A 16,619-nucleotide genomic window follows, 5' to 3' on the forward strand; every position below is an offset into this window, starting at 1 on the left:
TTTTTAATAACCTGGATTTTGTTCTAAATTAGGATTGGTTTGCACCTGTCTTAGAGGTATTGGATATAATGTTCTAAAATCTTCACTAGGTTCGTGATCCCACCATGTTCCCGTGGTAAATTCACCAAATCTTATAAGATCTGTACGACGTTTCCCTTCAAAAATAAATTCACGACCTCTTTCTTCCAGTAACTCATCTAATGTTAAAGTAGCCGTGGTATAAGAAGCCTCAGTCCAGTCTTCATCATTAAAATAACGACTCTTACTTTCGTTAATAAGGTCTACCGCTTCAGCGGTTGCACTTCCACCATTTAATCGCATTAAAGCTTCAGCTTTGTTAAAATACATTTCGGTTAACCTGTAAATCACAAAATCGTTTTCTAAATAGTTTTCATCTGTTTGTGTTCCCGAACGATATTTATGAAAACGAGCACCACTGTTCTCTTCTCCATCTGTCATACTTCCTTCTCCCGTTTGGCCTTCAGTATTTCTTCTAATATTGTTTACATAAACCAAAGGCTGTCCATTATATTCTTCTGATCCTAAAATTGGCTGATCTGTACCGAATCTATATTGAGGTCCGAATAAAAACCACTCCTGTTTTCTAATATCGCTCTCTTTATATTCATCAAAAGCTGAAGGAATTACAACAAAAGCATTCCAACCTGAATAATTTACATCTAATGCAGGGGCCATATTGGAGAATCCTGAATAAAAAGCGCGCCAATCATAGCCAAATCCATTTTCTCTACTAAATGGAAACTGGAAAATATTCTCTGGAGAAAGTTCATTCTGGTTACTAAAAGGACCTAATGGATCCTGGTCTAAGGCCATACTTCCCATGAGTGCCCCACCTTCTCCATTAATTACTTTATCGGCATACTCAATGCTTTCCTGCCATCTTGGTTCTCCACTCCAAACTTCGGCATTAAGATAAAGTTCAGATAACATAGCGTATCCAACAGCTTTAGATACTCTACCAAGTAAGGATTGTGACAACGGCTGAAGGCTTTCTACATTCTCTAACAATTCACTTTCTACAAAGGCAAAAACCTCTTCTCTGGATGCAGTAGCTGGATTCTGGGGCTCGCCCACTTGAGTAACAATTGGAATATTACCAAAAAGATCCATTAATTTCATATAATGGTAGGCTCTTAAAACTTTTGATTCTGCTACTAAAGATTCCAAACGCTCCTGAGATATATTTGCAGATTCAGGATCAATATTTTGGATATCAGTAATGGCCGAGTTTACATATCCTACTCCAGTCCACATTAAACTCCAGGTATTGGCCAGTCTCCCTTCCTGAGGAGTCCAGGTGTGATAATGTTGTCTAATATGATCTCCACCATCAAATCCATGAGGCCCTTTTTGAGGCCAGGCTACCTGATCAGCTGATAATTCATTGTGATAATAATAGCCATTTTGGCCAGACCAGGACAACCAGGCCTGCATGTGTGTAAAAGGTCTTAGTGTAGCCTGAATAATTTCTAATTCATTATTATAGAAATTTGATTCCTCTAGTTCAGAATATGGACTCTCATCCAAATCCATACATCCGAAGAAACTAAATACTAGCGCGAAGCAGGCTAAATTTTTTATATTTAATAAATTCTTCATTTCTTGTTTGTTTAAAATTTAACATTCATACCAGCAGTAATCGTAGTAGTTCTAGGATAGAAATTTCTATCATCTACACCAGGATAAAGCCCGGTATCCTGAACTTCCGGATCTCTACCTGTATATCCAGTTATTACAGCAAGGTTACGTGCGTTGGCATAAACCCTAAGGGCATTGAAAGGACTATTTTCTCCAAATTTGAAGTTATATCCAAGAGTTACGTTATCCAGTTTTACAAAATCGCCGCTTTCCAGGTAATAATCTGAATATTGAGGCTGCTCACTAATATGGCTATACTGGTCTAAAGCAGAAGTCAAAACATTGCCTCCAATATTTGGGTTGCCATAAAACAAGTCTACTGTATTCAAAATATCATAGTCAAATTTACCTCTTAAGAAAACAGTAAGATCAAAGTTCTTATAGCGAAAGGTATTGGTTAAGGATGCATTGTACTTAGGCATTCCGTTTCCTATTATAGCATTATCTTCTCGCGGACTAATCTCACTGGCTGGCACTACAGAGCCATCGGCCTTATAAAAAAGCCATTGGCCATCTTGTGTGAAGCCGGCAAAACGTTTTCCGTAGAAATTTCCAATTGGCCCTCCTTCGGTATTTCTAATTGCATCTCCTAAATTTCCTGGATTTCCAATATTTCCTCCATAAATTTCACTGGCAATAAATTGATCATTAGAAAGTGTAGTTAGTTCATTTTCCTGATAACTACCAGCCATATCTATAGTCCAGCTAAAATCTTCAGAATTAATAGCTCTAAAAGTCATTCCTAATTCTACCCCTTTATTAGTTATGGTACCAACATTAGTATAAATAGTACGCTGAACAAACGGCGGTTGTGGCACTTCATAACTTAGAAGTAAATCTTCGGTGCGGCGGTTATAAACATCTAAAGCACCAGTTAATCTATTATTAAACAGCCCAAAATCCAATCCTAAGTTCCATTCCTTTTTCCTTTCCCATCTTAAATCTGGGTTAGGGTTTTTATTAGCTCCGTAGGTTTGATAGAACGTTGGAATATACTGTCCATCGGCATTTGGAGAGTCTGGGTAAATTGGATAACGCCCACCGGTCCCAAGTGTTACCAGAGATTGATAATTGGGAATACCCTGATTACCGGTAATACCATAATCTGCTCTTAGTTTAAGATTAGAAACAAAGTCTGTATCTTCCATAAAAGCTTCATCTGAGATTAACCAGGCAGCAGAAACAGCAGGAAAATTACCCCACTTATTATTAGCTCCAAATTTAGAAGAACCTTCTCTACGCATAGATGCCTGTAGGAAATAACGATCTTTAAAAGAATAATTTACTCTGGAAAAAAACGCGATTAGCGTATTATCATTTTTAAAACTGTTTAGACCAGGTCGGGGTAAATCGGTATCAATAATTGCGTTTCCAGCACCAAAATTCCAGTCTAAAAATGCATCAGTAGTAAAACCACTGTTATTCATATCAAAAGTTTCCAAAGTAGTATACTGGTAACTATAGCCTCCTAATAGATCAAAAGCATGATCTCCTATTTCCCGTTCAAAGGTTAAGGTAGGCTCAAAAGTAGTGGTATGATCCAGTAAGTTTGATTTATAAGCATAACCAGTTCCCAGGTACTGACTTCCATCGTTGTACTGGTTCCAATCCTGAATAGATCTATACTGCCTGTCATTCCAGGTATTACGTTGGTAAGACCCAAAGGCAGCTACTATTAGACCTTCTGTAATTTCAAAGGAAGCTTTAGCATCACCAGAAAAAGTTTGCTGCTGTCTCTTATTAAACCTGTTTTCATATTCCGAAAAAGGATTGTATCCTCGCTGAGGCTGATAAAAACCGAATTTTCCTTCGTTATACAACTCGGTTCCTTCTTCAACGGAATAAGGAGCATATATAGGTGCAGTAGGGTTCCAATCGGTTACAATACCAAATTGACCTCCTCCTAATAAATTAGCATTATTAAAGTTAGTTACAATGCTAGACTGAAAATTTAATCGATCGTCAAAAGCGGATTGATTAAAACTAGCTCTAACCCCAAATTCTTCTCTTTCATTTTCCAATGCAATTCCTTCAAGATTCCTATAGTATAAGGAAACCCTGTAATTACTATTTTCGCCTCCACCAGAAGCAACAAAATTATGATACTGACTAAGGTTTGCTTCGTTAACAAGTTCATCAAATATATCTGTAGAATATCCGAAATCATTTGAAGAGAAAACGCCATCTTCCATAGCCTGCCTATACTGGGCTGCAGACAAAAAATTTGGTTTAGCGTTTACAAAATCTCTTGATAAAAACGTAGAATAATCAAAACTAGTTACTCCAGATTTACCTTTTTTGGTAGTTATTAGTATAACACCATTGTTTCCTCTGGTTCCATAAATTGCTGAAGCAGCACCACTCTTAAGAACATCAAAAGACTCAATATCATTTTGCTGTACAAGGTCTAAGTTACCACCTGGAATACCATCTATAACGATTAAAGGTTCTGTATTACCAGTTATTGAGGTAACCCCTCTAAGCTGAATTGATGTCCCTGCATTTGGGTTATTTCCGGCAGGTCGGGTAATTGACAATCCGGGTACTTTACCCTGAATAAGAGATAAAGCATTAGTTACTACTCCCTGGTTAAAATCATCTTCAGTCACCTTGGTAATAGAAGTAGTAACAGACCGTCTATTTTGGGTACCATACCCTACCAATACTACCTCATCCAGAGATTCCTGGCTAACTTCCATTTGAACATCAATCAAAGATTGTCCATTTACATTTTGCTCAATCGTTTGCATTCCAACAAAAGAAAATACCAGCACCGCATCCTGGTTTTCTAATGTAATAGAGTAATTCCCATCAAAATCGGTCTGTGCTCCATTGTTCGTTCCTTTTTCCTGGACAGTCACCCCGGGAAGAGGTAATCCGTTAGAATCAGTAACAGTTCCTGTCACCGTATTTTGATTCAGCGCATAAGGATATGCCTGGGCAATCTGAAATACCATTAATAAGAAAAACAAAAAATATTTGAGATTCAATCGAAGGTAAATAGACCGAACAAACAGGCTAGTCTTTTTTTCCATATTAGTTTAAAGTTTAGTTAGTATTTAACATTAAATTAGTAAAGCTAATATACTAAAACGGTTTAGTTAAAAAAATAATATTTAAAATTTTAGTAATTTTAACATTCTATGTAGGTATGAAATAAATGTTTAGGGGTAAAAAGATTAAGAAAAGTTCTATTTCCAGGGATAAAATGGAAACTATCTGAAAGGAAGACCAGAAAGAGATTCAATTATTTTAATAATTATTTCTCTTATTAAACATTTTATTCTGACAGATATAAATTCAGAAATATTTATTTAAATAATTGCCAGGGATTTTTATTCCTCCTTTCTAATATAATAAGCGGACTATTATATAGCAACAGTTTCCTAAGTCACATAATTAATAGCTTCAAAAAATGCTATAAGTGATTAGAGTATAATATTATAAAAATATACCTTCAATAAAATAGCCCTTCTAACCCCCTCAGATTTTTTTTAAACCATTTCTTGTTTTGCTAAATCGTTTTAGTATATTAGCCGTAAATACTTAGGCAAGTACCTATTTAACCGATAGAAAATGAACATTCTTCTTAAATATTCTCACTATTTATCAAGAAGATACTACACAAAGAACTTTTCTCATCTTGATGGAAGCTCTAATTCCCTTATGATTTTCACAAACTTAAATACAAATAGTTTAAACGATTAACTTTTTAAACCAATTAAAATGGATAAAAAAAATAAGGATTTAAATAAACTTTCAAGAAGAAAGTTTATAAGCCGTACCGCCACAGTTGCCGCCGGTATTTCTATTGTTCCAAGACACGTACTTGGGGGAGTTGGCTACAAAGCACCGAGTGATACTTTAAATATTGCTGGAATTGGTGTAGGTGGTATGGGAAGAGCTAATCTAAGAGAAATGGCCGGGGAAAATATTGTAGCCCTTTGTGATGTAGATTGGAAATATGCTCAAAGAGCTTTTAACGATTATCCCAAAGCCAAAAAGTTTAAAGATTATCGTAAGATGTTAGAAACTATGGGTGATGATATTGATGCGGTAGTAATTGCAACCCCCGATCATACTCACGCAGTTACAGCTGCTGAAAGTATGAAAATGGGTAAACATGTTTACCTGCAAAAACCCCTTACCCATTCTATTTATGAATCTCGATATCTTACAGAACTGGCAAAGGAAACAGGTGTAGCTACCCAAATGGGTAACCAGGGACATTCGGGCGAAGGCACCCGGCTTTTTGGGGAATGGATTCGGAATGGCGAAATTGGTGATCCTATAGAAGCACATTGTTGGACCAACCGTCCCATTTGGCCACAAGGATTAGAAAGACCAGAAAACGAACCTGCTATCCCTTCTACCCTAGATTGGGACCTCTTTATAGGACCGGCTGAATACAGACCTTACCATCCAGCTTATACTCCGTGGAATTGGAGAGCATGGTGGGATTTTGGAACTGGCGCATTAGGTGATATGGGCTGTCATATTATGGACCCGGTATATTTCGCGCTAGATTTGGATCATCCTACAGCCTTTCAAGGTAGCTCTTCCCAGGTAAATACTGAAAGTGCTCCCATAGCAGAAAAAGTAATTTATTACTTCCCTGAACAATCTAAACTGAATAAAATAAATAGACCTGAATTAAAATTAACCTGGTATGATGGCGGATTACTGCCTGAGAGACCAGAAGGTATTAAACCAGGAAAAGTGCTTGGTGATAATGATGGCGGAGCTATGGTAGTTGGAACCAAAGGAACCATTATTTGCGGAACCTATGGTCGTGATCCTTATATAATAGGAAGAGAAGACAATCCACCTCAAACTAAAAAAGTGATTCCGCGTGTTGAAACCAGCCATGAGATGGATTGGGTAAGAGCATGTAAAGAATCTAAAAACAACCGCCGTGAGGCAAGTTCTCACTTCGGTTATTCGGGACCATTTAATGAGGTGGTAGTAATGGGGAATTTAGCTGTTCGTTTACAGGACCTGAATAAGAAATTAAATTGGGATGGAAAAAATATGAAAATCACCAATATTGGAGAAAGTGAAGAAATTAAGGTAGTAACTACCGATAAATTCACTGTGGTAGATGGCGATCCAAAATTTAATACCCAGTATGCTACCATTAATGCGAGAGAAGCAGCCGAACAATATATTAAACATAATTACAGAGAAGGCTGGAAATTATAACCCATTCAACTAAACAATTTATCACACAATTTAAATCACAAATACTATGACATATTTACCTAAAATCAAAAAGAAAAACATCGCACTACCCCTCTTGCTTCTTGGCGCTATCTTTACTAGTTGTAAAGATCAAAAAGAAGAAAATAAAGACCAGGACAATGCTCAAATAGAAGCTAACTCAGAAGAATTAGAAGATGAAGCAGGTTTAAATGAACTTTCAGCAAAAGAAAAAGAAGAAGGTTGGGAATTACTCTTTGATGGAGAAAGTACAGATGGCTGGCGAGGTTATGGAAAAGATTCCTTTCCTAAAGGATGGGTTATTGAAGACGGTGCCTTAAAAGTGCAGGGAAGTGGAGCCGGGGAAGCCGGTGGTGGCGGAGACATTATTTACAAAGAGGAATTTAAAGATTTTGAGCTTTCCCTGGAATGGAAGGTTTCTGAAGGTGGAAATAGCGGGATCTTTTACCTGGCGGAAGAAATTGATGGCGAACCTATTTATACCTCAGCTCCTGAATTTCAGATATTGGATAATGAAAAACATCCTGATGCAAGATTGGGAAAAAATGGAAATAGACAGTCAGCCTCTTTATATGACCTAATACCCGCTGAACCTCAAAATGCCAAGCCAGTTGGAGAATGGAATAAAGCTTCTATTATTGTATATAGAGGCACGGTAGTTCACTCTCAAAACGGAGAAAATGTGGTAGAATACCATCTATGGACTGATAAGTGGAAGGAAATGGTAGCGGACAGTAAATTTAAAGACTGGGAAAACTTCTTAAATGCTGGAGGAGAAGATAAACAAGGCTATATAGGCCTTCAAGATCACGGTGACGATGTATGGTTTAGAAACATTAAGATTAAAAAATTATAGCTAATTTATAAGCATTTCCTACGGTGATTATAAATTCAAAAGAACCTCTTTACTCCTGGTAAAAACCAGTGAGTTTAGAGGTTTTTCATTATATAAAAGTTAGAAATCTCTAAAATTATTTATTCTTCTATTATGAAATTTACATCTTCAAATCTAAGTTTAGCTGGGCTCTTAAAACCCTTCGCACCAATTTTCATATTAATTACACTCGGCGCTCATAGCCTGGTTTTTGGAAAAGAAAAACCAACTTCAGCACCTTCCAAATTGGTTACTCTAGAAAATAATAACAAATGGTCTCACCTTGCCAATTCTCTTCAGGAGTCTACCTATAAAAATTACCTGGGAGAAAATGGAGTGTTTACTCAGGATAATAAGGAACAAAATAAATTTCATTACTGGTGGAATGCTCATATGGTAGACATTTTAATTGATGGTTATTTAAGAACAAAGGACGAATCTTATTTACCAAAGATTAAAGATCTGGTTAGGGGAATAAAAAATTCCAATCAGGATAATTTTCAAATTTACTTTAATGATGATATGGAATGGCTGGGAATTGCCTGTGTAAGGGCTTATCGAGCCACGGGAGATGAAGAATACAAACAGGTAGCAGAATACCTTTGGGAGGAGGTAAAAAAAGGATGGACAGATGTACACGGCGGAGGAATTATGTGGAGAACAGATACACCAGAAGAAAAAAATGCCTGTTCTAACGGTCCGGGCGCTTTGCTAGCACTTAATTTATATGCTATTAATAGTAACGAAGATGAACTTGAATGGGCTAAAAAGATTTTTGAATGGCAAAAAAATACGCTGGTAGATCCTTTAACCGGGCTGGTTTGGGATAATATATCTTATCAAGATGAAGAAGCAGTAATAAATAAAGATCTGGTGTTGTCTTATAACCAGGGAACTTATATAGGAGCAGCTACGCAATTGTTTAACCATACCGGAAATAAAGAATATTTGGAGGAAGCCTGGAAAACTACAAACTCTTTAATGAGGAGCCCTAAACTTACTTTCGAAGGTATTCTAAGAAGCGAAGGCCAGGGTGACGGCGGATTATTTAAAGGGATTTTGGTAAGAAACCTAACTCTTCTGGCAGAAAATCCCGCGCTGGCAAACCAAAGAAAAGAACTCCTATTAGATTTTTTAGCTTTTAATGCAAATACTCTAAGAACTTTTGGATTAGATAAGAAAGAAATGGTAGTAAGTCCTAATTGGGCACAAAAACCGAAGAATCAAACAGATCTTTCAACCCAATTGAGTGGGGTTATGATGATGGAAATGGCTGCCAGGTTAAATTTGAAACAAGAAAATGTAAAAAGGTATTGCCAACAAAACGAGGCAATTTATAAAAAGCCTCATTTTACAACTTTATCTAAAGAAGAAATTGTAATTGTAGTGCTTGGATCTTCTACAGCGGAAGGAATAGGACCCACCAAAAAAGAAAATGCATGGGTACCAAGATTTATAGACTACCTTCAGGAAAGCGATACTAATTTTAAGGTTATTAACCTGGCAAAGGGGGGGTTCACCACAGCAGATCTTCTTCCTGATGGCCACCCCGATAAAAATATCTCTAAGGCACTTTCTTATAATCCCGAAGCTATTATAATTAACTTACCATCTAATGATGCTGCAGAAGGCCGCAATACTCCAGAACAATTAGAAAATTACCAGAAAATATTTAATTCTATTAAAAATGAAATTCCGGTATGGGTAACCACTCCACAACCCAGAAATTTTGAAAAGGCAAAAGTTAATATTCAAAAAGATATGGTAGATGCTACTTATGCATACTTTGATAAAGAATTCATCATTGATCTATGGACCTGTTTTGCTACAGAAAAAAATCTTATTAAAAAGGATTATGATAGTGGAGATGGCATACATTTAAATGATGAAGCACATAAATTAATTTTTGAACGTGTAGTTTTAAGCTTATCAAACTTTTTGAAGCAAGGATAATTCATCACCGAATGCTATAACGTCTAATTCTTAATGGAAATAAAATAGGTCCCGGAAAAACATTAGATACTTCGCCGGGACCTATTCAACAAAAGTTACATTTTATTCTGTTATTATCTCTACTTCTCCCCCACTTTTAAACAAATCATGAGATATAAAGTAGCCTTTCAGCTCCTCATCGTTTACCATTATTTGCTTTAGATTTCTACCTGAATTTGCCCTATCTATTGTGAGTGTTTTACCGTTAGGAAGGTTCCATTTAACTTCCTCAAAAATTGGAACTGTCACTAAATATTCGGGATCTGCAGGAGATAAGGGATATAGTCCCATTGCTGAAAAAACATACCAGGCAGACATTTCACCCGCATCATCCATTCCTGAAAGCGCCAGGCCATCTTCCCCAACTCCGTAGAAATCTCCAAGAATTTCATCAATAATCTCCTGAGATTTTTCAGGTTTATCTACAAAATAATAGGAAAATGGCGCTTCATGTGCAGGTTGATTGCCGTGAGAATATTGACCTATAAAACTGGCAACATTTCTCGCTATATGGTCTGGATTCCAGGGCAACGTAAATAAAGAATCTAATTTTTCTTCAAATTTATCTGCCCCTCCATATAGTTTTACTAATTCAGGCATATTATGTGGCGCAAAAAAAGAAACCTGCCAAGCATTGGCCTCACGGTACATATATTCATAATAAGGATATTCGGTATCAAATGGACTAATCCAATCTCCGTTTTCAAGTCTTCCACGCATAAAATTAGTTGAAGTATCAAAAACGTTTTTATAATTTTCAGAACGTTTTATTAAATCTTCATATTTTTCTTCATCGCCCAATGCTTTGGCTAATTGTGCTACAGAGTAATCATCATAGGCATACTCTAAAGTTTTTGAAACTCCAGCTTTGGCTTTGGTTTCTACTTCAGGGTTCTTCACGTCTGGATCTGAAATATAACCCTTCTCAATGTATTCTTTAATATGTGGCCTGGGACCACCATCTTTATAAGCGTTATTCAGTAAGAGTTCATAAGCCTTTTCTACATCAAAGCTTGAATTTCCTCTTAAATAAGTCCCGGCAATGAAAGGTGCTGCATGATCCCCGTGAAAAAATGTGGGGATAAAACCTGTTTTTTCACCTTTATCAATTAAGGTTTTAATAATATCGGTAGTTACTTCAGGAGAAACAATACTTAAAAGTACCAGTTTATTTCGGTAAGTATCCCAAAAAGAAGGGTTGGTATAGTAATTAAAATCTTTTTTCTGAATTTCTCCTTTTACATCTTTAAATTCACCATTCACATCGCTTCTAAGTGCCGGCCATAAAAAAGAACGGTAAAATGAAGAATAAAACATTTCGTTTTGTTTTTCATTTCCTCCTGTAACTTCAATAGTTTTAAGTAAATCTTCCCAGGTATTATTCGCACGTTTTTTAATCTCCTCAAAATCAGCTTTACCAATTTCTTCTTTTAAATTTTGAGCAGCATTTTCAGTATTTACATAAGATAAACCAATTTTTAGGCTCACAGGATTCTTCCCATCTTCTAAACTTAAAATAGCGTAGCCATCTTTTTCTCCCATTTTTTGCACGTCAAGCTTTTTTATATTGACATTACTTTCTGCATAAAAATGAATTTTATCGCCTCCCACATGCTGAAAACCGGATATTGAATAATCATCTTCTTGTGTTATTTCCCAGTTAGATACCCCGTGATTTGCTTTAGCCAAATCAAAAAGGATCTTTCTATCCGTTTCATTTTCATAAGTGTACTCGTGAAATCCGCTTCTCAACGTAGAGGTAAGTCTTACTTTAATTCCATAATCGTCCAGGTTAACTTCGTAATACCCAGGAGATGCAGATTCTGTGTTATGAGAAAATGAAGATTTAAATGGAGCTTTAGCATTCCCCGAAACCGGAAGAATTGGAATATTACATAAATTCCAGTGCCCTTTATTGGTGTGGGTAAATCCAAGTATTTCGGTATCTTCATATTCATAACCAGCACCGGTACCATACTCAGTTATAGGACTAAGTTGAACCATTGCATTAGGCAAAGAAGAACCCGGAAACACTAATCCCGCCCAAACCCGCCATCCTTCTGGAGGTGTATAACCTATAAATTCCGGATCGGTTAAAGGAGCAGTTCCTATAAATGGATTAACCATTGAAGTATAAGATTTTTGAGGCTCATCATCTTCTACTTCTTCATTATCCTGATTAGTAGAATTGCAGGAGATAAATAAAAAAGACAAGAAAAATAAAAGAAACTTTCCTGTCTGGAAATAAAGGGGTTGTACTAGGTTCATTTTAGGATGTATATTATTTTAAAATTCTATTGTCTATCTAAAAGGGCTTTAGCTTCCATGAGCATAACGCCACTTAGTTGGGTAGATAAATCTACACGACCACTGGGTTCGTCATTCCAATTTGGCCCCGCAAGCCCTGCAGTGGTTAATCCATTGTGATACAGAGTTTCTGCATTAAATTGAATAAACTCTTTGAATTCTTCCTGTTTATCATCTGGAGTATTGGGATTAAGGGTAAGTTGCGTGAAATATCTAACTAATATTCCTTTAAAAAGTCCGCCGTCTCCCTGGCCTTCATTTTTTAAAACTCCACCCGTAGTTATTTGACCGGGTCCTACAACTGAACTCGCAGATTTTATAGCATCCTCTAAGTACATTTCTTCCCCGGTGGCCTGGTGCAATAAGTTTGCAGCACCAATATAAGTTCCCACATTGTAAGTAAATATCCAGTCACGATTTATAACTGCTTCTCCATCCTGGTAATCTATGTTATCCCATACCAAACCTGATTCCGGATCTACCAGGGTATCGTTTAACCACTGGTAAATTTTCTTTGCCCATTCCAAATCTTCCTGGTCCTGGTCAATTTCATAAAGATAAAGAGCAAATATTGCAGCTGGGCCGTTAGAACAGGCGTTTTTACTATTGGGAGTATCTGTTTTCCAGGCAATACCTCCGCCGTGTACATCACTCCATCCTTTTTTCACTTCTTCCCATAGCAAATCTGCCACTTCCTTGTATTGCTCATCATTCGTAAGCTTGTAAGCACGTAGACAGGCAATCCCAAGCCACTCCATATCGTCTATAAAGACGTTTTCATATTTATTCCCATTTTTAATTTTAATTCCTTCCAGCAAAGACTTCATTTTTGGAAGGTAAGACTCATCTCCTGTTCTCTGGTAACCATCAATTAGAACATCCAGCATATGAGCATTCCACCAATAGTTAAAGTTCTCATTACCTTCATTATCCTGCCGAAAAGTTCCATTGGAGGCCAAATAAACACTATATGTTTCTTCCTGTAGGTTTTCTGCAACTTCTGCCCAATTATCTACCTCATCTTCCTCTTCATCCCCAGGGTCTACAGGTTGTTCCTCTTCTTCCTCTTCCTGAATATCCTCAAGATTATCATTATCTGTGGAGCAGGAAATTAAAAATAAAAGGCTGCTCAGAAAAAAGATTCCAAAAACTAAAATTCTCATAATAACATAATTTTTATGTCGCATTTAATGCGGCTATCAATAATACTTTCTAAAAGATTGAAGCTAATATACTAAATCGTTTTAGTTTAAAAAAATGTTAATTTGACTGAAAATTTCCTAAGGAATTAACTAATGATTTTTTAGAAGGGTGGATTGACGCGGTAATAACTCCGTTTTTAATATAATCTCTTTAGGAGGTAAATCTTTAGTTGACTTCTTAAGTAGCATCAACATTAACTTCATTAGTTCTGAAGCCATCGCATCTTTAGGCTGAGCTATTGCTGAAATTGTAGGGGTGTGGATTTTAAAAAATTCGTGATCGTCAAAAGTCAGAATACCAAATTTATCAATAAGCTCTGGTGAATTCTCTTTGAAAACTTCCAATCCACTTTGTGTTAGATAATTTGTAGAAAAATAAATAGCATCAAGGTCTTCCTTAAATATAAATTCTTTGATAAGTTCTTTTTTACACTGGGGGTTCCCTGCCTCAAACTCAATTTCCAGAACCCTCTCTGAGAGCCCATGCTCTTTTGTAGCTTTTAAATAACCTTTTTTTCTATTTGCCATTTGAGTTTGTGTAGTGGCAAGAGTAATAAACCCAATTTTTTTAAAACCATTCTCAATTAAATGAAGCGTCGCTTTGTAGGAGGCTTCTTCATTATCTATACCCACAAAATGAGTTTTTAAACCTGGAAAATAACGGTCAAATAATATCACAGGGATATCCTCCTGGATTAAAGCTTCTATATCCTTTTTTATCCCAGGACTAGGGTTTATAATATACCCATCTACCTGTCTATCTTTAAAAAGCTGAATAAGATCCCTGGATTTTTTATCTTTATTCTCGTTACTACAAAAGAGTACCTTATAATCCTGTTCGTAGGCCAGATCTTCTATTTTTCGGGCTATACTGGCGAAGAAATGGTTTGAAATATCTTCTACCATAAAAACTATAATCTTGGATTTTCCTGTACGTAAACTTTGTGCAAGTTGATTGGGTTTATAATTTATTTCTTTTACGTAAGCTAAAACCCTTTCTATCATCTCATCAGATATCTTCTTCTCTTTAGCTTTCCCATTAAGAACAAAAGATACAGTAGTAGGTGAAATGTTTAATTTTTCTGCAATTCCTTTTACAGAATGTTTTTTAGCTTTTTTCATAAATATGCCCCTGTTAATAATATGCACCCTGGCTTGAAATCTTCTTAAGCCGGATTTAATTAATATTAAATTTCACTGTTCAACAAAGAAAATAAGAATAATTAATTAAATTACTATTATTAGAGGAATAAAACTCTATCAATATGCCTTTTTGATTAGAATCTTTAAGTAAAATAAAGAAAAAAACCGAAAAATTTGCTTTTTACATATTTTTACGATTAGGATATAAAAAGAAAATTTCGGCTCTTTATTTAAAAAACCGATATTTTCTTAAAGTCAAATTCCAAAATGTTATTTCTTTAAAGCAAGTTTTATGAAAACCATAAAACTAATCTTTCAGGATATTTATCACTTCCTGATTTACTTTTCTAATTCTTTTAATATTCATTTTATCTTTTTTACGATCGTAAGTCATTAAACCGTTTACCTCCCCTTCCACATCTGTGGTTTGCGTATATACAGCAGCAGAAAAACCGGAACGAACAAGATCTTTTAGGGTTTCTGCATATTCAATATATTTATCAGTAACTTCCTTACTACTTTTAAATTCTACATAACCCCAATTTTTATCACTTGCCCAAAGATGGTCTTCCATAGGGAATCCAATTCCGCCATATTCGCCTAAAACAGTAACCCTATTTGCATCGTATAAATATAATTGCGGGTCTGGGTATTGATGTAAATCCAGAATATCTCCTGTTTGAAAATGGTTCCCCCCACTAGCAGAATTTATAAGTCTGGTTGAATCGTAATTACTGGTCCATTCTGTAATTTCTTTTGTCTTAAACTGCCCCCAGGCTTCATTAAATGGAACCCAAACAACAATACTTGGATATGGCATAAGATAATCAAGGATTTCCTGCCACTCTTTTCTAAAAATTTCTTCTGATTCATTAGACCTTACCAATTCATTACCCTCAAAATATTTCCGCATTTGCCAGTCTTTTTGTTCATCTCCGCTTGGCATATCCTGCCATACTAAGATGCCCAGTTCATCACAATGGGTATACCAACGAGCTGGTTCAACTTTAACGTGTTTTCGTATCATATTATACCCCATCTCCTTTGTCTTTAAAATATCGTATTTCAAAGCTTCATCGGTAGGAGCTGTATAGAGACCATCTGGCCACCAACCCTGGTCCAAAGGCCCAAAATGAAAGTAATCTTCATTATTTAACTGCATTCTAACTATCCCATTTTCATCTCTTTTTTTAGAAATTTTACGCATTGCAAAATAGCTCTTTACCTCATCTACGGTCTCTTTATTACTTATTAGCTTAACAATAGTTCGGTATAAAAAAGGAGTCTCAGGAAACCATAGTTTTGGATCCTCCAATAGGATCTCTAAACTTTCTCCAGCGGCGAATTTTGCCCTAGTAATTTCTTTATCGTCTTCTAAAACTATAACCTCAATAATATCTCCAGTTTCTAAATTTGTAGTCTCGGCCTCCAATTTAACCGTGTTATTATCAATATTAGGAGTGAAATTGATTTTTTTAAAGCTTTTAGGGTTCATTGGTTCTAACCATACGGTTTGCCATATGCCCGTTACAGGTGTATAATATATTCCTTCTGGTTCTCTAACTTGTTTTCCTCTAGGCTGCGGCCCCTCATTTGTAGGGTCCCACACTTTTACACTTATTTCCTGCTCTCCTTTTGTTAAAAAAGGAGTTATATCAAAGGAAAACGGTACATATCCTCCTGTATGACTTCCAATTTTTATATCGTTTATCCATACATCGGCTTTCCAATCTACCGCACCAAAATTTAAATTAATTCGTTGACCATCCCATTCTGTTGGTATGGTGAAATTTCTTTTATACCATAAAACCTGTGACGGTTCTACCCTTTTCATTACTCCAGATAGGCTGGATTCAACCGCGAATGGCACTAATATTTCTCCATCATTAATTTTAGAAGGAGCACTATTTTTATCTGTAATACTGTAGTCCCAAAGGCCATTTAAATTTTTCCATTGTTCACGCTTCATAATTGGGCGTGGATATTCTGGTAAGATATTTTCAGGATCAAGCTCGCTCGCCCATTCCGTTTTTAATTTATCCCCGGCAGGCTGCCATTGGGAAAACATAGAATATGAGAATAGTACTAAAAAGGAGAAAACACTTACTTTTATCAACTTCATAATTTTTAATTTTAGGAGTTATGATTTATTAAACTAAAACCGAAATATTTAATCAAAATATGGATAATAAACGGGTTTTAAATTATTTGAGCCTCAATTA

9 protein-coding genes are annotated in these 16,619 nt (G+C 35.9%); 3 read left to right on the plus strand and 6 right to left on the minus strand.

The genetic code is table 11. The features are described 5' to 3' along the window. Positions 1 to 3: 3 nt before the first annotated feature. A complete protein-coding gene (locus tag AO058_RS02135) occupies positions 4 to 1,620 on the minus strand; it encodes a RagB/SusD family nutrient uptake outer membrane protein (RefSeq protein ID WP_075325013.1) in 1,617 nt (538 codons plus the stop codon). A gap of 11 nt (positions 1,621 to 1,631) precedes the next feature. Continuing rightward, positions 1,632 to 4,694 carry a SusC/RagA family TonB-linked outer membrane protein gene (locus tag AO058_RS02140; protein ID WP_075325014.1) on the minus strand — a complete coding sequence of 1,021 codons (3,063 nt, stop codon included), beginning with the start codon at positions 4,692 to 4,694 and terminating at the stop codon, positions 1,632 to 1,634. A 691-nt stretch (positions 4,695 to 5,385) separates the two neighbouring features. On the opposite strand from AO058_RS02140, the gene AO058_RS02145 reads away from it, so the two are divergent. The 3 genes from AO058_RS02145 (at position 5,386) to AO058_RS02155 (ending at position 9,706) form a co-directional block, all read left to right on the plus strand. Continuing rightward, complete coding sequence (locus tag AO058_RS02145; RefSeq protein ID WP_075325015.1) at positions 5,386 to 6,861, plus strand: Gfo/Idh/MocA family protein; 1,476 nt, start codon at positions 5,386 to 5,388, stop codon at positions 6,859 to 6,861. A 46-nt stretch (positions 6,862 to 6,907) separates the two neighbouring features. Beyond that, on the plus strand, positions 6,908 to 7,735 hold the full coding sequence (locus AO058_RS02150) for a 3-keto-disaccharide hydrolase (RefSeq protein WP_083634118.1): 828 nt from the start codon (positions 6,908 to 6,910) through the stop codon (positions 7,733 to 7,735). 132 nt (positions 7,736 to 7,867) lie between these two features. Further along, complete coding sequence (locus AO058_RS02155) at positions 7,868 to 9,706, plus strand: glycoside hydrolase family 76 protein (RefSeq protein ID WP_075325016.1); 1,839 nt, start codon at positions 7,868 to 7,870, stop codon at positions 9,704 to 9,706. 102 nt (positions 9,707 to 9,808) lie between these two features. Here the strand turns inward: AO058_RS02155 and AO058_RS02160 are convergent, their stop codons facing one another. From AO058_RS02160 to AO058_RS02175, 4 genes are all read right to left on the minus strand, one after another. Further along, positions 9,809 to 11,959 (minus strand): GH92 family glycosyl hydrolase, encoded by a 2,151-nt coding sequence (locus AO058_RS02160; RefSeq protein ID WP_232228880.1) that lies wholly within the window; start codon positions 11,957 to 11,959, stop codon positions 9,809 to 9,811. An 80-nt stretch (positions 11,960 to 12,039) separates the two neighbouring features. Further along, on the minus strand, positions 12,040 to 13,215 hold the full coding sequence (locus tag AO058_RS02165) for a glycoside hydrolase family 76 protein (RefSeq protein WP_075327860.1): 1,176 nt from the start codon (positions 13,213 to 13,215) through the stop codon (positions 12,040 to 12,042). 129 nt (positions 13,216 to 13,344) lie between these two features. Next, positions 13,345 to 14,376, minus strand: a complete 1,032-nt coding sequence (locus tag AO058_RS02170) for a LacI family DNA-binding transcriptional regulator (protein WP_075325018.1) — start codon at positions 14,374 to 14,376, stop codon at positions 13,345 to 13,347. Between the two features lie 328 nt (positions 14,377 to 14,704). Continuing rightward, a complete protein-coding gene (locus AO058_RS02175; protein WP_075325019.1) occupies positions 14,705 to 16,519 on the minus strand; it encodes a glycoside hydrolase family 2 protein in 1,815 nt (604 codons plus the stop codon). Between the last annotated feature and the right edge of the window lie 100 nt (positions 16,520 to 16,619).

Source organism: Salegentibacter sp. T436 (genome assembly GCF_001932675.1).
Classification (GTDB): Bacteria; Bacteroidota; Bacteroidia; order Flavobacteriales; family Flavobacteriaceae; genus Salegentibacter; species Salegentibacter agarivorans.